Source organism: Comamonas kerstersii (assembly GCF_002056725.1).
GTDB lineage: Bacteria > Pseudomonadota > Gammaproteobacteria > Burkholderiales > Burkholderiaceae_C > Comamonas > Comamonas kerstersii.
The window spans coordinates 1,932,389-1,954,588 of the sequence record NZ_CP020121.1 but is presented as its reverse complement, the minus strand read 5'-3'; the positions used below and the strand labels follow the sequence as shown (position 1 = coordinate 1,954,588).

Here is a 22,200-nt window from a genome sequence, read left to right as displayed (position 1 = left end):
CTGCTGGCCTTTGCTAAACCGTGAAACTTAAAACTTTCTTTGTGGAAGACAACCCCACAATTCGCGAAAACCTCATCGACACCCTGCTTGAGCTGGCCGATATCGAACCAGTGGGTTTCGCAGAAACCGAAGCAGAGGGCACGGCCTGGCTGACCAATCCTCACAATCAATGGGATCTGGCCGTGGTTGACCTGTTTCTGCGCCAGGGCAGTGGTCTGGGTGTCGTGGCAGCCTGCCAGGGCCGTAGCACCGAGCAGAAAGTCATCGTGCTGAGCAACTATGCAACGGTTGACGTGCGCCATCGATGCCGTGAACTGGGCGTTGATGCCGTCTTTGACAAGTCGAACGAGATTGATGCCCTGCTCGATTTCTGCATGGAAATGACATAAAAAAAAGCTGACCACTGGGTCAGCTTTTTTTTATGTGGCAAGGCCGGGCGGCACATCAGTCAATCAAACGATTTTTCAAGGCGTAGTAGGTCAGATCGCTGTTGGAGGAAAGGCCCATCTTCTCCATCAGACGGGTGCGGTATGTGCTCACCGTCTTGACGCTCAGCGACAGGGACTTGGCAATCTCTCCCGCTGTCTCACCCTTGGCCAGCTTCAGGAACACCTGGAACTCACGCTCAGACAGCTGCTCGTGCGGCGGCACATCGTCCTTGCGGTTGAGCTGCTGGGCCAGCAAGTCAGCCACTGTAGGCGTCAGATAGCGGCGACCCAGTGCGATGGTGCGGATCGCTTCAGCGATTTCCTTGGGCTCGCATTCCTTGTTCAGATAGCCGCTGGCACCCTGGCGAATCAGGTTGATGGCGTAATGCTCTTCGGGATATCCACTCAGAATCAGAATGCCCATGTCCGGGGCCTTGGCCCGCAGCATGGCCAAGGCATCCAGACCACTTTGACCGGGCATGGACAGATCCATCACCAGCACGTCAATATCCTGCTGTCGAACCAGATCGATGGCTTCCCGCCCGTTACTGGCTTCACCAACCACGCGCAGATCCACGTGTTCCGACAAATACTGGCGCAGACCTGAACGCACAATAGCGTGGTCATCCACAATACCTACTTTGATCATCGATGCCTCTTTTAGTTAAAGGAGTGGATACTCGCTTGCCATATTTCACCGAAATCATTCAGTGCACCATAGAAGCAAATCCCGATTCATCTTGATTATGAGCAATATCTGGCCCACACTGGCGCGCAATTGGAGGATTTGAAGTGAACTGGAGAAAATTCCGACACCTGGCAATTGGCATGCCACTGGCCATATTAGCGGCAGGCCTCATGATTGGCACCAGTCAGTATGGGTATCAGCAGACCAGCAAATCGCTGTCGGAGTTGACGTATACATACGACACTCGCACTGAGACCAGCACGCTGCTGCGGGACATGCTGGATGCCGAGACAGGCTTGCGCGGCTATCTACTCACGCATGATGCCCAGTACCTGCAGCCTTACAGCAATGCCATCTCGCATATTCACCAGTCACTGGAAGTCATCCGTCAGCAGGTGGACAACACCCCCCAGAAGCTGGCGCTGTTCATTCCTCTGGCCCAGACCATTCAGCGCAAAACGGCCGAGATGGATCTGAGCCTCAAGCTCTTTGAAGAAGGCAATGCAGATGCACTGAAGTTCGTCATGTTCACCGATATGGGCAACAAGGACATGAACGGCATCCGCTCCCTGGCACGCCAGCTCGATGCCATGATGGCCAGCGATGTGCAGCAGTACGAGCAAAGCATCAAGACTTCCCTGCTCTGGGCGCATATTGGCGTGACAAGTATCACCCTGATCGGCTTGTTTGCCTTCTACCTGTACCTGCGCCAGAACAAGCTGGTGGCACGTCTGCACCGCCGTGAGCAGGCGCTGCAGTCCGAAGAGCGTTCACGCCTGGAGCAGCTGGTGCGTGAGCGCACAGCTACGCTGACCGAGCTGGCGACTCACTTGCAGCAGGTGCGAGAAGATGAACGCGGCCACCTCGCACGGGAGCTGCATGACGAACTGGGTGCACTGCTGACTGCTGCCAAGCTCGATGTGGCACGCCTGAAGTCCAAGATCGACATGAACAACCCGGAAGCGGCCGACCGCGTCAAGCACCTGACGGAAACGCTCAACAGCGGTATTGCACTCAAGCGCCGGATCGTGGAAGACCTGCGCCCCTCGTCCCTGGCGAATCTGGGGCTGTCCACTGCACTGGAAATTCTGACCAGCGAGTTTTCCACGCGCAGCGGTCTGACGCTGGAAGCCCATCTGGAGCCCGTGGAACTGGGCGAAGCCACAGAGCTGACCATCTACCGCCTGGTACAGGAAGCGCTGACCAATATCGGCAAATATGCCAAAGCCACAACCGTCCACGTCTCCGTACACAACTACCCCACCTATGTCGCAGTACAGATTGCAGACAATGGGCGCGGTTTCGACACCTCCAGCATCCGCCCCAATTCGCATGGACTGGCTGGCATGCGCCACCGCGTAGAGGCTGCAGGCGGCCGCCTGACCATTCAATCTACGGTTGGCGAAGGCACGACGGTCTCGGCCATCATCCCGACGGCAGCACAGCACAGCGACAACCAGCCAAGCACCCAGGACAAGGCCGTACAGCCTTCCTGACGGGCCTTAACCGCAAGAACAGCGCAATAGCGCCAAAGCCCTTTGCAGCCATTCTGCATAGGGCTTTTTTATTTTCAAACCAGCATTTGTCGACATGACACATGCATGCGCTGCGCCTGCCTGCGCCACCAGCAAAAGCGGCACATGTAGTCCTGCTAGCACATGGCCGCCCAGTCATATGCTGACACCAGCCCCTAGCCACATCTGGCATTCACAGTTTTTCTGCCGCACTACATTGAGCACATCGAACTTCGATTGCTTATGTATAAAAGCTTAAAAACAAAGTGAGTACAAACTGAAACAAATACCAAGGAGACAACATGCTGCATTACGCCCTCGTATTTCTCGTGATTGCATTGATTGCTGCCGTATTCGGGTTTGGTGGCATTGCCTCTGGTGCCATGGGTATTGCGAAGATTCTGTTTTTCGTCTTCGTGGTCATGGCGATCGTCACCTTTGTTCTGGGCCTGCTCAAGAAAAAAGGCTAGGTCCGAGCTCATAGCTCACCGCGACGCATTGTTGACACATTGAAAGATGAAAACTATGAGCAGCACCTCCAAACACAGCAAGAAAACCATTGCAGAAGCCGTCGATGACATACAGGACAGCCTGCAGGATGCTGCGCAAGACGCCGCATCCCAAGCCAAAGCGATGGCGGATGACGCCGAAGACATGGCACAGGAAGCCATCAAGAGCACACGAAAAGCGGCCAGCAGTGCACGGAACAAAGCCCAGGAAGACCTGCAGGCTGTGGAAAAAGAGCTGGCCCCTGCGATTGAACAGCTGGCAACCCGGGCACAGGACTTCTGCAGCCGCAGCATTGCCTTCTGTGCAGACAGTTCTGACAAGGCCCGCCGCCGCATGCTGGAAGCAGCCGAGACCACCACGCATTACATGGTCGAGCGGCCCGGCAAAGCGCTGATCATGGCTGCCGCCGTAGGGGCTGCCGTCACGGCAGCGGCCTTGATGATGCTTGGCCGCCGCCGCTGAACGAGCTTCTCTCCATTTTTTCAGCCCGTGGCACTCATGGTGCGCATGCCAAGGGACCCATCATTGCGCACCCAACCTTCCTCTGAATTCAAAGGACGTCTATGAAGAAAACTACACGTGCCATCGCATTTGCCACTCTGGTGGGTGCCACCATCATCGGTGCCACTGGCTGCTCCGTGTTCCGTGATCAGCAGTCCGTAGGCTCTTATGTAGACGATGCTGGCATCACTGCTGCTGTCAAGGCCAAGTTCGCCGAAGACAAGACGGTTGCGGCCACCGCCATCTCTGTAGAAACCATGAAGGGCACCGTGCAGCTGTCTGGCTTTGCCAAGAGCCAGGCTGAAAAAGACCGTGCTGGTGCCATTGCACGCAGCGTCAATGGCGTAACTTCGGTGCGCAACAATATTGTGGTTCGCCCCTGAGGTCAGGCGGATCACGGGAATGCTGTCTGGCAACAGACAGCCGTCCCGTGGTCTGGCCTTCACCGCTCCATCGCCACCCACAATTTTCCACCGCTGTGGGTGGTAATGTTCATCTGGGGATCAGGCCACTGCATCATGCCGTCAGCTTCCCCATCAAGGCCTGCAGCACCGTGGGTGACACAAACTTGCGCACTTCCTCGCCCCCCAGCGTGGCAATTTCACGCACCAGCGTACTGCTGATGAACATGGTCTCGGCACTGGGCGTCAGAAACACTGTCTCGGCCTGCGGCAGCAAATGCTTGTTCATGCCAGCAAGCTGAAATTCATAGTCAAAGTCCGTGCCTGAACGCAGACCGCGCACCATCACCTTGGCGCCCTGCTGCTTCACAAAGTCACGCACCAGACCGTCAAAGCTCTCCACGCGCACATTGGGCACATCGCTGAATACGGCGCGCGCCATGGCCATGCGCTCTTCGAGCGTGAACATGGTCTTCTTGTGGTGCGCCATGGCCACCCCGACCACCACCTCACCAAACAGCTGACTCGCCCGGCGAATCATGTCTTCATGCCCCAGCGTGATAGGGTCAAACGTGCCGGGATACACGGCAATTACGTGCTCAGCCATAGCGATCTCCATGTGGTGTGCATTGCAATGCGCGCGATTATGCCTGCCCTGGATTTGGGGCAAAAAAATAGCTTCCAGCGCGCATGCAGCAAGCGCTGGAAGCTATCAATTCCGAGATTTAGTCCTCAGTCTGCGCGTTTTTTCAGCAAGTGTGCGTGCACATTGCCTGCCTTCAGATAGCGGTACTGCTGCAGGCCCAATGCCGCCAGCGCCTCATCATCCCAGACCTTGGGTGCTTCCAGATAGACAAAGCCGTCGTCGGCCACCGCATGGGCCGCGGCCTTGAGCGCAGGGGCAAACAATGCCTCCATGGCGAACGGAGGATCAATAAATACGGCATGCCAGTGGCCTGCCACGCTGTGGTTCAGTGCACCAACACCATCGCCACGCTGCACCTGTACGGCGTCTGCCTTGAGCTGCTGGGTCAGTCGCTCCAGCTGCTGCGCCAGCGCAGCATCCTGCTCGATCAGGCGCACCTGCGCGGCACCGCGTGAAGCGGCTTCAAAACCCAGCGCACCGGTGCCCGCAAAGGCATCCAGGCAGCGCCAGCCGCCCAGATCCTGCCCCAACCAGTTAAACAGGGTTTCGCGCACACGGTCTGGTGTGGGGCGCAAGCCAGGGCGTTGCGCCACCGCCAGACGGGTGCGACGCCATTGCCCACCGATGATGCGCACTTCACCCGCACCACCTGCACCGGGCCTGGCAGACTTACCCTGGGCTTTGCTGCCAGGCTTTTTGCCTGCGGCAACGGCGGCGGCCTCTGCCTCCGCCTGCTTGTAGGCTTCGCGGCGTTTCAGGCGCGCTTCCAGCGCCAATGCTTCTTCAATATTGCGATAACTGTTGCGGCCCATTATTTCTTTTCCCCTAACACGACGGTCACCATGCGATCAGGCTGGATCGCACGCTGCATGGCACTGCGTACCTCGTCCACCGTCAGGGCTTCGATCCGGTCAGTCCAGTGATCCAGATAGTCCAGGGGCAAATCATTCCACGCGATATTGGCCACATTGGCCAACAGCTTGCGGTTGCTGTCGATACGCAGCGCAAAGCTGCCGACCAGATTGTCCTTGGCATCGCGCAGTTCTTGCTCTGTAGGGCCTTCAGCAATGAATTTTTTCAGCGTCTCGTGGGCCACCTGGCGGGCCTGCTCGGCCTGATCGGGGCGCGTCTGCAGGCCCACGGTAAAGGCGCCTGCATGCAGGCCGGGCGAGAAGCTGCTCGAGACCCCATAGGTCAGACCGCGCTTTTCACGCACTTCCTCCATGAGGCGGGACACCAGTCCGCCGCCGCCCAGAATGTGGTTGCCCACCAGCAGGGCGAAGAAATCCGGGTCATTGCGCTTGATGCCGGGCTGGCCAATCAACACCTGCGCCTGAGCGGATGCAAAGGGAATGCGGATGTCCTTGGCAGCTTCCAGCACTGGCACTTCCTGCACGGCAGGCAGTGGTGCACAGCCCTTGCCATCGTCCTTGGGCAGGCGTGAGAGCAGCTGCTGCACCAGCGTATCGGCCTGCGCTCTGTCTACCGCCCCCACCACGCTGACCTTGGCGCGGCAGGCCTGGAACATGTCGCGGTAGAAGTTCTGCATGGCCTTAGTGTCAACGCGTTGCAGTGACTCCGCTGTCGCACGCTGACCATAGGGGTGAGCGCCATACACAGCCTGCGCATAGGCCTTGCCTGCCACGGTGCCGGGGCGGGTGTTGGACTCCGCAATCGCAGCCGTCCAGCGTGCACGCTCACGCTGCCAGATCTGCTCAGGCCAGCTGGGGTTGGCCATCTGGCGCGAAGCCAGCTCGACCGAGCGCTGCAGCAGCTCAGGCTCTGTCAGGCTGCGCAGTGAAAACTCAAAGCTATCCCTGTCCACACTGGCACCAAAGGAAGCTCCCAGGTCCGCCCAGGCCTCGCCCAGCGCGTTTTCATCCAGCGCTGGCAGCTTGCCCTCGGCCTTCACCCCTTTGTCCAGCATCATGCTGACAGCGGTAGACAGCCCGGCCTGCTCTTGAGGATCGCGGCGTGCACCGGCATCAAACATCACCTGCACATCCACCATGGGGATGTTCGGGCTTTCTACCAGCCAGACCTGGGCACCAGAGGGCTGTGTCCAGTGCTGAATTGGCAAAATCGCCCACGCGGAATTCATGCCAAAACCGGCCAAAGCGCCTACCAGCCAAGCGCTGGCAGCTATGTTTTTTACTTTTCTCATGTTCGCTCTCAATGCTTGTGGGGAACGGCAACTGCAGCACGGGGGGCATCACCCAGCGCACGTGGCTGTGGCACCAGCGTGCCTACGGTCAGCTGGTCATCGCCAAAGTATTGGTCGGCTACACGCTGCACATCGGCAGGCGTGACCTGCATCAGCGCATCCAGCAGCAACTCTTCCGCATTCACAGGCATGCCCATCACCCAGTAGCTGCCCAGGCTCTGTGCCTGGCCCATGACAGAGTCGCGCTCATACACCTGCGAGGCTCGCCACTGGGTCTTGACGCGCTGCAGCTCGGCATCGGTCACCCCTTCCCTGGCAATGCGCTGCACCTGGGCGCGCAGGGCCTGCTCCAGCTCGGTCGTGCTCTTGCCCTGCGCAGGAACGCCCGAGAGGATGAACAGCGCGGGGCCGCGCCCCATCACGCCTGCGGAGCTGCTTGCGCCATCAGCCACACGGTCTTTGCCCTGCACCAGCGCACGCTCCAGGCGTGCACCGTCATAGCCGTCCAGCACGGCAGAGAGCACCAGCAGCGCCAGCGCATCCTTGTCTTCAGCCGTCAGGTTCTGCACATTACGGATGGAAGGCACGCGGTAGGCCATGGCCACATAGGCCTGCTCCGCGGGTTGCTTCACTTCAATGCGGCGCATGCCCAGCTGGCGCGGCTCCTCGCGCGGCTTACTCACCGGCACGGGGCGGGCAGGAATCTTGCCGTAGGTTTCCTCTGCCCACTGCCTGACCTGGTCCACGTCCACATCACCGGCAATCACCACGGTGGCGTTCTCGGGCACATACCACTTCTGGTGGAATTCGCGCACGTCATCGGGTGTCATGGCTTCCAGATCGCTCATCCAGCCCACCACCGGGCGGCCATAGGGATTGGCATGGAAGACCGCGGCCGAGAGCTGCTCAAACAGCATGGCGCGCGGATTGTCTTCCGTGCGCATGCGGCGCTCTTCCTTGACCACCTCGATTTCCTTGGTGAACTCTTCGTCTGGCCACTGGTTGTGGGCAAAGCGGTCTGCTTCCAGCGCCATCACCTCACGCAGGCGATTGGCAGGAATCTGCTGGTAGTAGCCCGTGTAGTCACGATTGGTAAAAGCGTTTTCCTGCCCGCCCAGCGCAGCCACGCGGCGCGAGAACTCACCCGGCGCCAGCTCTTTGGAGCCCTTGAACATCATGTGCTCCAGTACGTGGGCCACGCCGGTTGTACCATCGACTTCATCCATGGCACCCACGCGCAGCCACACCATATTGATGGCAGTGGGTGCACGGTGATCTGGCTGAACGATCAGCTGCATGCCGTTGCTCAAAGTAAACTGCTGCGCAGCTGTCGCTGGGCTGGCCGCCGTCGTCGTGCTGGCAGCCTGGGACGCAGGCATGGATGACGCGCCCACGGGCTGCGAATTCTCGGCCATCGCACTCAGGCTGGCCACAAGCGCTAGGAGGGATAAAGTTCGTTTCATAGAATGAAGGATTCTAAGAACCCGCCAATGTTCAGTTTTTTCAAGAAAAAAGCCCCATCTGCCGACACCACGCCTGCGCTTGAGCAGGCTGAGAACGTCGCATCTACGACCTCTGCCCCCCAGGCCGAGGACAGTTCCACCCCTGCAGCCAAGACAGCTTCTGTCGGCGGCTGGCTTCGCAATACCTTCGGAATAAGCGGCAAGGAAGAAGTTCCTTCCAGCCCTGCGCCCGAAGCCTTTGAGGCAGCACCAGAACCCCAGGCCAAGCCCACACTGCCTGCCGACCGCGGCAGCTGGATGGACCGCCTCAAAGCGGGGCTGCGCAAGACCGGCACCAGCATTACCTCCGTATTCACGGGCACCAAGATTGATGATGCCCTGTACGAAGAGCTGGAAGACGCACTGCTCATGGCCGATACCGGTGTCAAAGCCACCATGTATCTGCTCGAAGACCTCAAGCGCCGCGTCAAGGAAACCAAGACCACCGATCCAGCTGCCGTCAAGGCACTGCTGGCCGATGCCCTGGCTGACCTGCTGCAGCCGCTGGAAAAGCCGCTGACCATCGGCGAGCACACGCCCACCGTCATCATGGTGGCCGGCGTGAACGGCGCAGGTAAGACAACATCGATTGGCAAGCTCACCAAGCACCTGGCGGACAACAACCAGTCTGTGCTGCTGGCCGCAGCCGACACCTTCCGCGCAGCTGCCCGCGAACAGCTGGGCGTGTGGGCCACCCGCAATACCGTGGAAATCATCAGCCAGACCGGGGGCGACCCCGCTGCCGTGAGCTTTGACGCCGTGAGCGCAGGCAAGGCACGCAAGAAGGACGTCGTGCTGGTCGACACTGCAGGCCGCCTGCCTACGCAGCTGCACCTGATGGAAGAGCTCAAGAAGATCAAGCGCGTGGTCACCAAGGCCGATGACTCTGCTCCTCACGAAGTGCTGCTGGTCATCGACGGCAACACCGGCCAGAACGCGCTGCACCAGGTCAAGGCCTTTGATGATGCCCTGGGCCTGACAGGCCTGATCGTGACCAAGCTGGACGGCACCGCCAAGGGCGGCGTGCTGGCCGCGATTGCGCAGGAGCACGCCATTCCCGTGTACTTCATCGGCGTGGGCGAAAAGCTGGAAGATCTGGAAACCTTCAACGCCAAGGAGTTTGCCCAGGCGCTGCTGGCCTAAGGCTCTAGAATTTTCATAGCGCCTTGCGCTTGCATAACAAGGACTTCAGATACAAAAGTATCTGAAGTCCTTTTTTTATCAGCGTTAGCAGCTCACTTTTTTGATGTCCACTTGTGCCGCCACCCAGCCTGCATAGTCCGGATGCGCAGCCTCCATGCGCAGCAACAGCTGCGGCACCTCATACGGGTGTTCGGCCTTCAGCCAGGCCAGCAGCTCATCCACGGCCTCGGGCAAGGTCTTGAAAACCAGCCGCCACTCGGCGCTGCGCTCCAGGCTGCCTTGCCATTCGTAGTGGGAATGGATGGCTTCTATCTGCACACAGGCCGCCACACGCGCCTGCACAGAGGTCTGTGCCAGACGCTCGGCATCGGCCGCACTGCCTACGGTACTGGTCAGCACCGCCACGTTGTTCCAGTTTGCAATCTCCATGGGCTGCATTGTCCTGCGTCTAGGGCGTGTTCACATAAACATTGGGTTCGCGCAGCCACGACAAGGCTGGCAATGCGCGACGCACGGCGCAGCGCGGGTGCGCACCCGCGCAAGGTGGGCAACAATGCAGTGGCGGCCTTGTCGTGGCTGCCCCTGATTATGGAGATCACAAATGGGGTTGAAGGCTTGGGGCGGTCTGCGTTGTTGCGGCGGCTTGCAAGGCGCTCGGCATTGCTGCGCCACCGCGCCTAGCATCCCATCCCCAAGCCTTCAACGCGAATCTCAAGCTTTATGTGAACACGCCCTAGCGCCTGCTGGGCCAGGTCGCCACCAGCACACCCAGCAACGCAATGCCCAGAGCCAGCAGCTGCAGGCCGGTGATAGGTTCACCCAGCGCCACCACGCCCACCACGGCAGCGCTCACCGGCAGCATGACGGTAAACACCCCCGCTTGTGCGGCAGGCACCACGCGCAGACCCGTCATCCACAGCCAGACGGTCCACACACAGGCGGCCAGCGCATAGAACAGCAGCAACGTCCAGTTCGGCAGGCTGATGCTGGCAAAGTCAAACTGCCAGGCCAGATACAGGCCAAACGGCGTGGTCAGCGCAAAACCCCAGAGGTTGACGATGGCGCTGATGCGCTTGGGCGATACCGAGGCCGTGAGCTGCTTGCCCAGCACAGCATAGGTGGCCTCACACAGCACGGCCCCCAGCAGCAGCAACTGCCCCAGCCAGGCGTAAGGACTGCGACTGTCTGCAGCTTCTTCGGGCTTGACCCAGGCGTACAGCGCAATCCCGGCCACCGCCAGCGCCACGGCCACCCAGGTGCGCGGTGCAATGCGCTCGCGCAGAATCACCCAGCTGAGCACGGCCACGGCCACGGGAATGGCAGCCATGGTCACGCCCGCAGCGACGGCGCTGGTCAGGCTCACGCCCGTGACCATGCACAGCGTGAACAGAAAGTTGCCGAAGAAAGACTCCAGAAACAGCAGCCAGCGCGTGCGCACCTGCAAAGGCGCTTCACCCGGCGCACGGCGCAGCCAGCGCAGCATGGCGACGCCGCCAATGCCAAAGCGCAGCCATGCCAGCAGCAGGATGGGAAACAGTGCAGCCAGAGGTTTGGACAGCGCCACATAGCTGCCTACCAGCGCCATGCTCAGCGCCAGACAGCCATACGCGCCCCAGCGGGAAGGTGTGTACATGGGAGCAATGTCTGAAAGGCCCTACTGTAACGCTGGCTCAGGTCGCAGCAGCTGCAGTCGGTGCCACCGCTTTCTCGTACAGCCGCTCGCGGGTGTGGGTTTCCTTGCGGATGCTGGCAATCAGCTGCGACTCGGGGCTGTGCCCATCCAGCAACTGCGCAGGTAGCTCAGGCAGAGACTGGAGCCCCGCAATCGCCTGCGGCATCTGCTGCAGCCAGGCCCACTCCTGCTCGTCAGGTTGCGCACTGGCACTGGCTGAGTACACCGTAATGGCATCGCACAGCCGCGCTGCGCAGGCCACCAGCGGGAACCAGGCTGCCGCCTCATAACCGGCAGGCGGTGGCTCAGCCATGGACTTTTGCAGCGCTGCCCGCATGTCCACCAGCTTGCCGTAGGCAGCGCGGCGTGCCTCGCTGACATCGGCACTTTCCGGCTGCAGCCGGTGGTCCAGCACCAGCTGCAGATAGTGGGCAATGGCCTGGCGCGCTTGCGCCATGGACTCCTGCAGCTCACTCGCATGGCGGCGCGGCCACAGCAGATAACCAAACAGCAGCACGATGGCGCAGCCCATCAAGGTATCCAGCAGCCGCAGATCGGCGTATTGCATGCCGCTGCGCGCAGGGGAGAGAAAGTCGATCAGCACCAGCACCAGCGGCGTGATGGCAAAGGCCGTGAGCGCATAATTGCGTGGTGCCAGCCAGGGCAGCACAAAGGCGATGGCTGCGATGATCAGAATGAACAGCGGCCCCACAGGCACCAGCGCCAGCAGCAGCCCCCCCAGTACAACCCCGGCCGCCGTGCCCACGGTGCGCTGCACGGCCCGCACAAAGATGGAGCCCAGCTCTGGCTTCATCACAATGGAGACGGTCATCGGCACCCAGTACCAATGCGAGACATCATCCACCCAGCGGATGGCATAGCCAATCGCCGTACACAGCGCCAGCGCCAGTGCAGAGCGCACCGTCGCACGGCCCGGAGAAAGTTTTTGCAGCGTCAGCCGCAGATTCAGTGCGCGCTGCGGCAGATTCTGGGGGGTAGCAGACACCGGTGCTCGGCCCCACAGGGCCAGCGTCAGATCATTGAGCGCCTGCCACTGCGCCAAGCCATCGGGGTGCCCCGGTTCCAGGCGCTGATCCTGCACCAGCGCCTGCACCATTTGCTGCAGACAGGTCTGAATCTGCGCAATCTCATCCCGGTTCTGCGTAGCCATAATGATGGCAAACAGGTTGTCCATATTCTGAACCACCTCTGCGGTCTGGTCCCACACAATATTGTGGCCAAGCGCCTGATAACGCTTTTGCAGCATCAATGTATATAGCGCTTCATATTTCATATTGAACTGCAGACGTGCAGATTCCACATCAGCCTGTTCTATTTTTTTCTGGCACAGCGCAATCAAGGCATGCAATACCTGCTCAATCGCATCCCGGCGAATATGGTGTGGGCAAATCCATTTCTCCAGATAAAGCAGCAGCAGATAAAACGAGGCACCACCCAGCAATAGCAGCGAGGACATCCAGAAATGACCAATTTCCGGATTACCCAGCGACACTGCGGCCATCACCATGAACTGCAGACAGCCAATCGAGATCGTGGCGCTGTAGCTGCTGGCAATGGCCATGGCAAAGCCCACAGCGCTCATGATGAGCACGATCCAGCCCCAATCCAGCCCCCAGGTGTTCAGATAGCCCATCAGAAAGCCTGACACCCCTATGGGTGCAGAAATCAGAATTTTTCGCACAGTGAACCCATAAGGCGCATCCCGCTCGCCAATGGAGGGGAACATGGCGCCCATGGAAATCCACATGGTGTACATGAGGGTGTGGGTGTAATAGCCCACCAGCATGGGTAATGCAATCGCCAGCGAGGCGCGGCAGGAGCGGCTCATATTCCATTTGGATGGATTCAGGCGCGCCATTTCCTTCAGCCAGGAATTAGGGTGCAGCGTGACATCACCCATTTTGTTCACCATCGATTGCCTCTCCCCATAAGATCTTTTGCATGAGCACCAATATGCCAGCAGCTAATTATTTATGACACATACAAATACTTGACCATAGCGCAAGCCATATGCACCAAGATAATCCAATACCTTCCACCCCAAGGGCTTATTGCTCAAACAACTTGCATTGGCATTGCCCTACAACAGCCTGCCGATTCCCGCAGCTACACTGCTAGCACAGCCCCTATAAACCTTTGGGGAACTTTTGGTTTAGCACTCTCTCAAACACAGTGCTAATATGAAGCAATGGATGAAAGGATGACTGCAATGACAAACCTAACTGGCACCCATGCTGCTTCGGCCTTGGCACCTGCAAATCCTTGGTCTCTGGTTCCTCCGCTGGGCAACCTGGATGCATACATTGCGGCTGTCAACCGTCTGCCCATGCTGACCCAGGAAGAGGAGCGTGACTACGCACGCAAGCTCAAAGAACACAACGATCTGGACGCCGCCGGGCGTCTGATCATGTCCCACCTGCGCCTGGTGGTGTCGATTTCCCGCCAGTACCTGGGCTACGGTCTGCCCCACGGCGACCTGATTCAGGAAGGCAATGTCGGGCTGATGAAAGCCGTCAAGCGCTTTGACCCAGAGCAGAACGTGCGTCTGGTCAGCTATGCCATTCACTGGATCAAGGCCGAGATTCACGAATACATTCTGAAGAACTGGCGCATGGTGAAGGTGGCTACCACCAAGGCCCAGCGCAAGCTGTTCTTCAATCTGCGCTCGCTCAAGCAGGGCATGCAGGCTGATGCTGCCATGGACGATGATCTGTCCCTGCGCGAAACCCTGACTGCACAGCAGGTGGACGCCATGGCTGCCAAGCTCAACGTCAAGCCTGAAGAAGTGATGGAAATGGAAACCCGTCTCTCGGGTGGCGACGTGATGCTGGACCCCACGCCTGGTGACGATGGTGAGCAGGCCTACGGTCCTATCGCCTATCTGTCGGACGCCTCGCATGAGCCCACGCAGATGATCGAAAGCCGTCAGCGTGATGTGCTGGCCACCGACGGTATTGCCCAGGCGCTGGAGCAGCTGGACGCGCGTAGCCGCCGCATCGTGGAAGAACGCTGGCTCAAGGTGAACGACGATGGCTCCGGCGGCATGACGCTGCATGAGCTGGCTGCTGAATACGGCGTGAGCGCTGAGCGCATTCGCCAGATTGAAGTGGCCGCTATGAAAAAGATGAAAAAAGCGCTGGCAGAATTTGCCTGAGAACGTTCCTGCACACGCTGGCTGAAAAATGCCAGATTCATGTTTGAGCAAGCCCGGATAATCTCCGGGCTTTCTTTTTTCCTGCAAGAAATCATCGCCTTCTGCAGATTTCACGCTTTACAAGCCATGACATCCATCTCTTCTCTTGCCCGTCGCTGCGTTCTGGCTTCCGGCGTTGCCTTGCTGGCCAGCGCGGCTGCCCCTGCTGTTTTTGCCGCATCCTCTACGGAACACTGGCCCAGCAAGCCGGTGCGCATTGTGGTGGGCTTTCCCGGTGGTTCTTCGCCCGATCTGACAGCGCGTACCTTTGCCGATCCGCTGTCCAAGATGCTGGGCCAGCCCGTCATTGTGGAAAACAAGGTGGGTGCAGGCGGCAACATCGGCGCAGCAGAAGTCGCGCGTGCGCAGGATGACCACACCATCGGTCTGATGATCAACGGCAATATGACGATTGCCAAGATCCTCAACCCCGCCACGCCCTACGACCCACTCACCGACCTGGCTCCGCTGACGCTGATCGGCGTCTCGCCCTTGGTGCTGACTGCTCCGGTGGAGCAGCCCGGCGTACCCAGGGATGCCGATGGCAAGGCCTTCTTTGCCGCCGCCAAGGCCGCTGGCGACCAGTGGAACTACGGCACCCCCGGCGTAGGCACGATTGGCCATCTGGGCACGGAACTGCTCAAGGCACGCAGCGGCATCAACCCCGTACACGTGCCCTACAACGGCTACCCACAGGTGGCTACCGCCATGCTGGGCAAGCAACTGCAGATGGCACTGCTGCCTCCCGCACTGGCACAAAGCCAGGCACAGGCGGGCAAGCTGCGTCTGATTGGCGTGACCTCCGGCGGCCGCAGCCCTCTGGCGCCTGATGTGCCCAGCCTGGCCGAAGTAGGTGTGCCAGACTTTGACTTGCAGATCTGGAACGCCTTTGCAGCCCCTTACTCCATGCCCGAGGCCACCCGCGCCAAGCTGGCCAACATGCTGATCGAGATTGCACGCACCCCTGAAGTGCGCGAAAAGCTGTACCAGCAAGGCTGGCAAACCGTGGCCACATCGCCTGAAGGGCTGGCCAACCGCGTGAAGAAAGACACGGAAGCACTGAGCCGTCTGATCAAAGAGCAACACATCAGCGCCCAGTAAGACGCACCCATCTACTGGCCCTCAAAAGCAAAAGATCCACCCTGCGGTGGATCTTTTTTTGTTGCATCACGAGGTGGATTCGTTCAGCAGTGCCTGCACATCCTTGGCCAGCGCCTGTGCGCCCTGCCCGTAGCGGTGGTAAACGCGCAGCTGGCCCTTGGGGTCGTACACATACAGACCAGCAGAGTGATCTACGGTATAGCTGCCGGGTTGCTTGCCTTCCACCTTTTTGTAGAACACCTTGAAATCCTTGGCCACAGCGGCAATCTGCTCAGGCGTGCCGGTCAGCGCCACCATGCCGGGGTCAAAGGCCTGCGTATAGGCCTGCAGAATTTCCGGTGTATCGCGCTCGGGGTCGACAGAGATAAACACGCCCTGCACCCGGTCGCCCTGTGCACCCAGCAGTTCCTTGACTTCGGCCAGCTCCTGCAGCGTCGTGGGGCACACATCGGGGCACTGCGTATAGCCAAAAAAGACCACCACGACCTTGCCTGCAAAGTCCTGAATGGAGCGATGTTTGCCCTGCGCATCGGGCAAGGGGAAGTCCTTGCCATAGGCAGCGCCAGAGATATCCACCCCTTCCAGGCTGGTGGACTTGGGCTTGCAACCCATGAGCAAGGCCGTTGCAGCCAGTGCCGAGGCACTGAGCACCAGATTTTTCAGTACACGTCTTCTTTGCATAGCAGTCTCAGTCAAAAGCATCGCGGTTCCAGCCACAACCATAACGGCAAAAACAAAGACTGAGTCAGCCTGCCAGTTCTATGACCTGCCAAGCCGGCGCATGGACTGCGCCAGATCAAGCGCGTTCAAGGCGCTGGCGTACGGCCTTGCTTCAGCATCGTGCGCATCTGGTCCAGCGAGACCGCGCTTTCGCTTTGCACCTTCAGGCGCGGCGCTGGCTTGAGCGCATGGCCATAGACCACCTCAAAGGTCAGTGCCAGCTGGCCTTCGTTGCTGTCAAGGCGCAGATGCTCGCCCATGGCCGCATGCAGCTGCTCCAGCCACTGCCTGCCACGCAGGCCAGCAAAGCGCTGGGGGTGGAGATTGCGCCCCAGCTCACGCAGCTCCTGCAGCAGGCGCTGCGGTGTGGGGAAAGTCAGCGTGATGGTTTCCATGTCCATCACCGGCTCGGCAAAACCGGCATGCACCAGCATGTCACCCCAGTCGTGCATGTCCGTAAAGCTCTGCCCGGCCACGGGCCAGCCCATGCGCTCGTAGAGTGCACGCATTTCACGGGCAGTGTCCGGCCCCAGGCAGGAGAACATCACAAAGCCATCCACGGCCAGCGCGTCATGCCAGGCCTGGAGCATCTGCATAGGCTGCGCCTCCTGATGCAACAGCATATTGGCCCACAGCATGTCTACGCTGCCTGCAGGGGGCATGCCCACCACGGTGTGTTTGCCACGCAAACGTGCTGGGCTCCACCATGGCTTGGCCCAGTTGGCAGCCGCCACCGCCTGCATGCGTGGCGCCGTTTCCACCACATAGGCCTGGGCCTGGGGATAGCGCTCGGCAATCAACGCATGCGTCTGCATGCCGCCGCGCACGGGCTGCCAGTCGCACCAGGTTTTGGGGGTATGGCACATCCATTGCAGGCGCTCCTGCATGCGCCGCCCGATTTCCTCATGCAGCCAGGGCGACTGCGCAGGGGCTGATTGCTGCCAGCGGGCAGCGGCGACGGGATCAATGGTGGGAGGTTGATGTTCAGACATGAGGCACTAGCAAAACCGCCCGTCCGTCATACGGCATGACAGAGACAGGGGCCGCCGCAGTATATTGATTTCATGCTGCAACGCTGGCCAGTGTGGTTCTTCCACTTTGTGAAATCTTTCCCGTCGCTGCCCAACCAGTGTCTGGTCTGCCGCTCATGGCCCAGTACCGATGTGGTGTGCCCAGACTGCCTGCAGCGCTTTGCACCTGCAGTATTTCGCTGCACCGGCTGCGCACTGCCCCTGCCCGGGCTCAGCCCTGAGCAGCCACGCTGCGGTGCCTGTCTGCGCAAGCCACCGGTGTGGCACAGCGCCCATGCCTGGGTGGACTATGGCTACCCATGGAGCCAGCTCATCCCACGCTGGAAGTTTGCAGGCCAGCCTGCACTGGCCGCCCATCTGGCCCGCTGGATGCGGGCACATGCCGCCATTGCGCAGCGCATTGCCGCTGCCGATGTGCTGATTCCCGTGCCGCTATCACCCACCCGCATGCGCGAGCGCGGCTATAACCAGGCCGCGCTACTGGCGCGGCATCTGGACGCCACCAAATGCCAGTTGCACAGCCTGCAACGTGTGCAGCACACCACCGCGCAAAGCAGCTCGACACGCGCGCAGCGGCTGCGCAATCTGCGGCATGCTTTTGCCGTGGCAGAGGCGCACCGGGCGCAGATCACCGGTCAGCGCATTGTGCTGGTGGACGATGTCATGACCACTGGCGCCACCTTGCACGCTGCCACGCGGGCGCTGCTGCAGGCCGGTGCAGCACAGGTCGATGTGCTGTGCGTGGCGCGCACACCATGAGCGCAGGGAAAAGCGCAAAAGCGGACAATACGCCGCCATGTTTCATATCGTCCTCGTAGAGCCTGAGATTCCACCGAATACAGGCAACATCATTCGCCTTGCCGCCAACACCGGCTGCCAGCTGCACCTGATCGAGCCCCTGGGCTTTTCCATGGAAGACCGCCACATGCGCCGCGCCGGTCTGGACTACCACGAGTACGCGCGTGTGCAGCGCCACGCCAACTGGCAGGCGTTTCTGGATGCCATGCAGCCTGAGCGCAGCCGCATGTTTGCCATGACCACGCACGGCAGCCAGCCTGCGCATGCACTGCAATTCCAGCCCGGCGACTGGTTTGTGTTCGGTTGCGAAACCCGCGGCCTGGCGCCCGAGTTGCGTGAATCCTTCCCCACCACCCAGCGCCTGCGACTGCCCATGGTCGAAGGCCAGCGCAGCCTGAACCTGTCTAACGCGGTAGCGGTGACGGTGTTCGAAGCCTGGAGGCAAAACGGTTTTCTCACCCCCTCCGGCGAAACTACCCGCTGAAGGCCCTTGCATCAAAGCCTGAAACCCGGGCTTTGATGAGTCGGGATTTAATTAGCACCATTTATAGAACAGTGCGTATTGCGATATACAGCAATAAAAGCTGAACTCTGCAAGCATTTTTCCTCTCTATCAATTACGGCGAGCACGTTGCACGCTACTTTTAAAAAGATTGAAAGGAAAACACATGCTTACAATTCGCACCATTGGTGTAGCTATTGCCTTCTCTGCTGCCGCCACTGCTTTTGCCGGTGAACAAGTCCAGTGGCGTGCTGACGAACTCAGCACCGACAGCCAGCTGACCCGTACTCAAGTCATTGCCGAATACCAGGCAGCCCGTGATGCAGGCCGCATCATGGATGGTGAACTCAGCGTGCCTGCGCCTGCTGTGACCACACAGCCACCTGTTGACCGCGCCAAGGTGCTGGCTGAAGCCACCGCAGCACGCGATGCGGGCTGGCACACCATGGGTGATCGCTACTTCGACCAATTCTGATGCCCCGTGCCATCTGCGGCACAGTCCCGACGCTTGCAGCAACCGCCGTGCCCTGCCGGGTTCGGCGGTTGTCTGACTTCTCGCTCACCAAGTCACAAAGGCGCGCCGTAGCTGCGCGAAAGCGATTCCGCCACGCACACCGGCTTGTCGCCGCCCTCACGCTCGACCGTGACCTGCCAGGTGATCTGTACGCCACCGCCTTCCACGGTCTGCACCTCCTGCAGCGCCACCCTGGCACGTACACGGCTGTTCACAGGCACAGGCGCAGGAAAGCGCACTTTGTTCAGACCATAGTTGATAGCCATGGTCTCCCCTTCTATACGCACAGCCTGGCTGAAGAACCATGGCAGCAGCGACAGCGAGAGAAAACCGTGCGCAATCGGCACGCCAAACGGCCCTTGCGCCGCACGCTCGACGTCCACATGGATCCACTGGTGATCGCCCGTGGCCTCGGCAAACAGGTTGATCTGCTCCTGCGTGATGGTGCGCCAGCCGGTCACCGCCACTTCCTGGCCCACACAGGCACGCAGCGCTTCATAGGAATGGAAGATATGCATGCCGCCCAATCTAGGCGGCATGGCGGTCATGCGTCTGTCTGTCCTGCGACAGGGGTTCTCCCGAAGTTTTGAGATAAAAATGAGGCTCCAGCGCTTATGCAGCAAGCGCTGACAGCTATATTTTTATCAAGCATGGCGCTGCACAAAGAACAGCCCCACCCCCACCAGCATCAGCACACCACCAAAGATACGGTTCTGCCAGCGTACGGCTTCGGGGCTGCGCATCCAGCGGCGCAGGGCACTGGCGCTCGCTGCATAGCCATGCATGACCACGGTATCTACGCCAAGGCAGGTGACCGACATGATGAGCAGCTGCAGCCACAAAGGCCGCTGCGGGGCGAGGAACTGCGGCAGCACCGCCACCATGAAGATGATGCCCTTGGGGTTGGTGGCATTGGTCAGAAAACCCGCCAGCGTGCGTTGCTGCCAGGAAATGGGCTTGGCCTGCAGATAGCCCACATCAATGCCATTGCCCACGCTGCGCCACTGGCTCCAGCCCAGATAAATCAGGTAACACGCCCCCAGCACTTTGACCAGCGTAAAGGCCAGGTCTGAGGCAATCAGCACCGCCCCCACGCCGCCGCCGGCAATCAGCAGCACCAGCAGCAGTCCCAGCTGCAGCCCGCCAATCGTGGCCGAAGTCTGGCGCACGCCGTAGGCCAGCCCATGGCTCATGGACAGCACGGCGCCCGAGCCCGGCGAAATCGCGATAAAGACACATGCCGAAAAAAAGGCCAACCACGTATGAAAATCCATCTTGCTGTCTGATGCTGCGCTGCAAAGCGCCGCATCTTACGCCCTGATCCCCGCTGGTTCGCAGGCCTGCACCCAGCATGCTACGCTGAGAGACATCATGCTTTTCAACCCGACCCAAGCCGACGTGCGCCGCTTTTTCTGTGGCGTGCGCAGCAAGATGAAGAACAACGCGCCCATGGAGGCGATCGAGACACTGGCCAGCCTCTGGATTGCCGAACACCCCGAGTACTTTGCGGAGCTGGACGACGTGGAAGCCGCTGTCCAGCGCAACTACGACCTGGAGCCCGAGCGCACCAACCCCTTCCTGCACCTGTCCATGCACCTGTCCATCAGCGAGCAATGCAGCATTGACCAGCCACGCGGCATCCGCCAGGCCGTGGAGCTGCTGGCCAAGCGCCGGGGGGATCTGCACCAGGCGCACCACGAAACCATGGAATGCCTGGGCCAGATGCTGGCCGACAGCCAGCGCAACGGCCATCCACCCGATGGCAACCAGTACGTGGCCGCCGTGCAGCGCCGCGCCACACGCGACTGAGTTCCAAGCCTGCCAAGCGCCCGGGGCAGCGCAGCCACTGAGACAGCGGCTGCCCCTGACGCCGTCACCCACGTGACAGCTGCCGCACCGCAGCCCATGCATGGTGCTCCCACAATTTGCCAGACATTGCATCCACTCACGTTCTCTGCACGCTCATGAAATTTCAAGGTTCTGACAATTACGTTGCCACCCAAGATTTGATGCTGGCCGTCAATGCGGCCATACAGCTGCAGCGTCCGCTGCTGATCAAGGGCGAGCCCGGCACGGGCAAGACCATGCTGGCCGAGGAAGTGGCTGCCGCACTGGGCATGCCGCTGCTGCAGTGGCACATCAAGTCCACCACCAAGGCCCAGCAGGGCCTGTACGAATACGACGCCGTCTCGCGCCTGCGCGACAGCCAGCTGGGCGATGAGCGCACCCGCGACATCCGCAACTACATCGTCAAGGGCGTGCTGTGGCAGGCCTTTACGGCCGATCAGCCCGTGGTGCTGCTGATCGACGAAATCGACAAGGCCGACATCGAGTTTCCCAATGACCTGCTGCGCGAACTCGACCGTATGGAGTTCTACTGCTACGAAACCCGCGAGATGATTCGCGCCAAGCACCGTCCGCTGGTGTTCATCACTTCGAACAACGAAAAAGAACTGCCAGACGCCTTCCTGCGCCGGTGCTTCTTCCACTACATCAAGTTCCCGGACGCAGACACCATGCGCCAGATCGTGGACGTGCACTTCCCCGGCCTCAAGGGTGAGCTGCTGACCACGGCGCTGCAGACCTTCTACGAAGTGCGCAATCTGCCGGGCCTGAAGAAAAAGCCTTCCACCAGCGAGCTGATCGACTGGCTCAAACTGCTGGTGGCTGAAGACATTCCACTGGATGCCCTGCGCTCGCAGGACCAGAAAATCTCTGTCCCGCCGCTGGTGGGCGCGCTGCTCAAGAACGAGCAGGACATCAGCCTGTTTGAAAAGCTGGTGTTCATGAACCAGCGCAACCGCTGATACGGCCCCGGCCATGCTGACTTGCCCCAATGTGCAGACCCGGCATTTGCCCTAGCGTTACAGCCTGAACCACCACCTACTCTGGGAGATATGGAACATGGCTTCTGCACAAAAACTGCTGCTCGAAGGTGTATCGGATGCGGTGTGCTTCATGCTGGGCGCACTCGCAGGCTACGGCCTGACGCTGGCGCTGGGCATGGACATTTTTGCCGATGGCTACAGCGGCTCCAGCATTGTGGGCATTGTCATCGTCGGTCTGGCAGGCGGCGCGGGGCTACACCTGGCACGTATCTGGCGTGAGCGCACGCAGGCCAGAAACGCCGCTTCACGCGAAGCTGACTAAG

26 protein-coding genes are annotated in these 22,200 nt (G+C 60.1%); 14 read left to right on the top strand and 12 right to left on the bottom strand.

The window, feature by feature from the left end; genetic code table 11:
- Positions 1-20 precede the first annotated feature (20 nt).
- Positions 21-389, top strand: coding sequence for a response regulator (locus B5M06_RS09120; protein ID WP_054065594.1), 369 nt, complete (start codon positions 21-23; stop codon positions 387-389).
- Positions 390-444: 55 nt separating this feature from the next.
- On the opposite strand, the gene B5M06_RS09115 is transcribed toward B5M06_RS09120, so the two are convergent.
- The gene (locus B5M06_RS09115) at positions 445-1,077 is read right to left on the bottom strand and encodes a response regulator (RefSeq protein ID WP_054065593.1); all 633 of its coding nucleotides are present in this window, start codon (positions 1,075-1,077) and stop codon (positions 445-447) included.
- A 143-nt stretch (positions 1,078-1,220) separates the two neighbouring features.
- On the opposite strand from B5M06_RS09115, the gene B5M06_RS09110 reads away from it, so the two are divergent.
- The 4 genes from B5M06_RS09110 (at position 1,221) to B5M06_RS09095 (ending at position 4,024) form a co-directional block, all read left to right on the top strand.
- Positions 1,221-2,612 carry a CHASE3 domain-containing protein gene (locus B5M06_RS09110; RefSeq protein ID WP_054065592.1) on the top strand — a complete coding sequence of 464 codons (1,392 nt, stop codon included), beginning with the start codon at positions 1,221-1,223 and terminating at the stop codon, positions 2,610-2,612.
- 320 nt (positions 2,613-2,932) lie between these two features.
- Positions 2,933-3,100, top strand: a complete 168-nt coding sequence (locus tag B5M06_RS09105; RefSeq protein WP_077344400.1) for a DUF1328 domain-containing protein — start codon at positions 2,933-2,935, stop codon at positions 3,098-3,100.
- A 55-nt stretch (positions 3,101-3,155) separates the two neighbouring features.
- Positions 3,156-3,602: a hypothetical protein gene (locus B5M06_RS09100; protein WP_240183900.1), complete on the top strand. Its 447-nt coding sequence runs from the start codon at positions 3,156-3,158 to the stop codon at positions 3,600-3,602.
- A gap of 101 nt (positions 3,603-3,703) precedes the next feature.
- Positions 3,704-4,024 carry a BON domain-containing protein gene (locus tag B5M06_RS09095; protein WP_054065591.1) on the top strand — a complete coding sequence of 107 codons (321 nt, stop codon included), beginning with the start codon at positions 3,704-3,706 and terminating at the stop codon, positions 4,022-4,024.
- Between the two features lie 133 nt (positions 4,025-4,157).
- Here the strand turns inward: B5M06_RS09095 and coaD are convergent, their stop codons facing one another.
- From coaD to B5M06_RS09075, 4 genes are all read right to left on the bottom strand, one after another.
- Positions 4,158-4,649 carry a pantetheine-phosphate adenylyltransferase gene (gene coaD / locus B5M06_RS09090; RefSeq protein WP_054065641.1) on the bottom strand — a complete coding sequence of 164 codons (492 nt, stop codon included), beginning with the start codon at positions 4,647-4,649 and terminating at the stop codon, positions 4,158-4,160.
- Between the two features lie 125 nt (positions 4,650-4,774).
- A complete protein-coding gene (gene rsmD, locus B5M06_RS09085) occupies positions 4,775-5,500 on the bottom strand; it encodes a 16S rRNA (guanine(966)-N(2))-methyltransferase RsmD (RefSeq protein ID WP_080025208.1) in 726 nt (241 codons plus the stop codon).
- Complete coding sequence (locus B5M06_RS09080) at positions 5,500-6,852, bottom strand: M16 family metallopeptidase (protein WP_054065590.1); 1,353 nt, start codon at positions 6,850-6,852, stop codon at positions 5,500-5,502. Before B5M06_RS09080 ends, rsmD begins: the two co-directional genes overlap by 1 nt.
- Positions 6,853-6,860: 8 nt before the next feature.
- A complete protein-coding gene (locus tag B5M06_RS09075; protein ID WP_054065589.1) occupies positions 6,861-8,315 on the bottom strand; it encodes a M16 family metallopeptidase in 1,455 nt (484 codons plus the stop codon).
- 27 nt (positions 8,316-8,342) lie between these two features.
- On the opposite strand from B5M06_RS09075, the gene ftsY reads away from it, so the two are divergent.
- Positions 8,343-9,497 carry a signal recognition particle-docking protein FtsY gene (gene ftsY / locus B5M06_RS09070; protein ID WP_054065588.1) on the top strand — a complete coding sequence of 385 codons (1,155 nt, stop codon included), beginning with the start codon at positions 8,343-8,345 and terminating at the stop codon, positions 9,495-9,497.
- Between the two features lie 84 nt (positions 9,498-9,581).
- On the opposite strand, the gene cutA is transcribed toward ftsY, so the two are convergent.
- The 3 genes from cutA to B5M06_RS09055 form a co-directional block, all read right to left on the bottom strand.
- Positions 9,582-9,926: a divalent-cation tolerance protein CutA gene (gene cutA / locus B5M06_RS09065; protein WP_054065639.1), complete on the bottom strand. Its 345-nt coding sequence runs from the start codon at positions 9,924-9,926 to the stop codon at positions 9,582-9,584.
- Positions 9,927-10,230: 304 nt separating this feature from the next.
- Entirely contained in the window at positions 10,231-11,130 is a 900-nt protein-coding gene (locus tag B5M06_RS09060) for a DMT family transporter (protein WP_054065736.1), read from the bottom strand.
- Between the two features lie 37 nt (positions 11,131-11,167).
- Entirely contained in the window at positions 11,168-13,102 is a 1,935-nt protein-coding gene (locus B5M06_RS09055) for an FUSC family protein (RefSeq protein WP_054065737.1), read from the bottom strand.
- Positions 13,103-13,399: 297 nt separating this feature from the next.
- Between B5M06_RS09055 and rpoH the strand changes: the two genes are divergently transcribed.
- Positions 13,400-14,344: an RNA polymerase sigma factor RpoH gene (gene rpoH / locus B5M06_RS09050; RefSeq protein ID WP_054065738.1), complete on the top strand. Its 945-nt coding sequence runs from the start codon at positions 13,400-13,402 to the stop codon at positions 14,342-14,344.
- Between the two features lie 126 nt (positions 14,345-14,470).
- Positions 14,471-15,484 (top strand): Bug family tripartite tricarboxylate transporter substrate binding protein, encoded by a 1,014-nt coding sequence (locus B5M06_RS09045; protein ID WP_054065739.1) that lies wholly within the window; start codon positions 14,471-14,473, stop codon positions 15,482-15,484.
- A 66-nt stretch (positions 15,485-15,550) separates the two neighbouring features.
- Here the strand turns inward: B5M06_RS09045 and B5M06_RS09040 are convergent, their stop codons facing one another.
- Positions 15,551-16,165, bottom strand: coding sequence for an SCO family protein (locus tag B5M06_RS09040; RefSeq protein ID WP_054065740.1), 615 nt, complete (start codon positions 16,163-16,165; stop codon positions 15,551-15,553).
- A 125-nt stretch (positions 16,166-16,290) separates the two neighbouring features.
- A complete protein-coding gene (locus B5M06_RS09035; RefSeq protein WP_054065741.1) occupies positions 16,291-17,196 on the bottom strand; it encodes a class I SAM-dependent methyltransferase in 906 nt (301 codons plus the stop codon).
- Between the two features lie 72 nt (positions 17,197-17,268).
- On the opposite strand from B5M06_RS09035, the gene B5M06_RS09030 reads away from it, so the two are divergent.
- The 3 genes from B5M06_RS09030 to B5M06_RS09020 all read left to right on the top strand — a co-directional run bounded on the left by B5M06_RS09030 (position 17,269) and on the right by B5M06_RS09020 (position 19,010).
- Positions 17,269-17,994: a ComF family protein gene (locus B5M06_RS09030; RefSeq protein WP_054065742.1), complete on the top strand. Its 726-nt coding sequence runs from the start codon at positions 17,269-17,271 to the stop codon at positions 17,992-17,994.
- Between the two features lie 37 nt (positions 17,995-18,031).
- On the top strand, positions 18,032-18,517 hold the full coding sequence (trmL, locus tag B5M06_RS09025; protein WP_054065744.1) for a tRNA (uridine(34)/cytosine(34)/5-carboxymethylaminomethyluridine(34)-2'-O)-methyltransferase TrmL: 486 nt from the start codon (positions 18,032-18,034) through the stop codon (positions 18,515-18,517).
- Between the two features lie 184 nt (positions 18,518-18,701).
- Entirely contained in the window at positions 18,702-19,010 is a 309-nt protein-coding gene (locus tag B5M06_RS09020) for a DUF4148 domain-containing protein (protein WP_054065743.1), read from the top strand.
- 92 nt (positions 19,011-19,102) lie between these two features.
- On the opposite strand, the gene B5M06_RS09015 is transcribed toward B5M06_RS09020, so the two are convergent.
- Together B5M06_RS09015 and B5M06_RS09010 are read right to left on the bottom strand one after the other, a co-directional pair.
- Positions 19,103-19,567 (bottom strand): MaoC family dehydratase, encoded by a 465-nt coding sequence (locus B5M06_RS09015; protein WP_054065758.1) that lies wholly within the window; start codon positions 19,565-19,567, stop codon positions 19,103-19,105.
- A gap of 126 nt (positions 19,568-19,693) precedes the next feature.
- The gene (locus B5M06_RS09010; RefSeq protein WP_054065745.1) at positions 19,694-20,323 is read right to left on the bottom strand and encodes a LysE family translocator; all 630 of its coding nucleotides are present in this window, start codon (positions 20,321-20,323) and stop codon (positions 19,694-19,696) included.
- Between the two features lie 97 nt (positions 20,324-20,420).
- Here B5M06_RS09010 and B5M06_RS09005 point away from each other — a divergent pair, with 97 nt between their 5' ends.
- From B5M06_RS09005 to B5M06_RS08995, 3 genes are all read left to right on the top strand, one after another.
- Entirely contained in the window at positions 20,421-20,858 is a 438-nt protein-coding gene (locus B5M06_RS09005; protein WP_054065759.1) for a DUF1841 family protein, read from the top strand.
- Positions 20,859-21,013: 155 nt separating this feature from the next.
- Positions 21,014-21,856, top strand: coding sequence for an AAA family ATPase (locus B5M06_RS09000; RefSeq protein ID WP_054065746.1), 843 nt, complete (start codon positions 21,014-21,016; stop codon positions 21,854-21,856).
- Positions 21,857-21,953: 97 nt separating this feature from the next.
- Positions 21,954-22,199, top strand: a complete 246-nt coding sequence (locus tag B5M06_RS08995) for a hypothetical protein (protein WP_054065747.1) — start codon at positions 21,954-21,956, stop codon at positions 22,197-22,199.
- Position 22,200 lies beyond the last annotated feature (1 nt).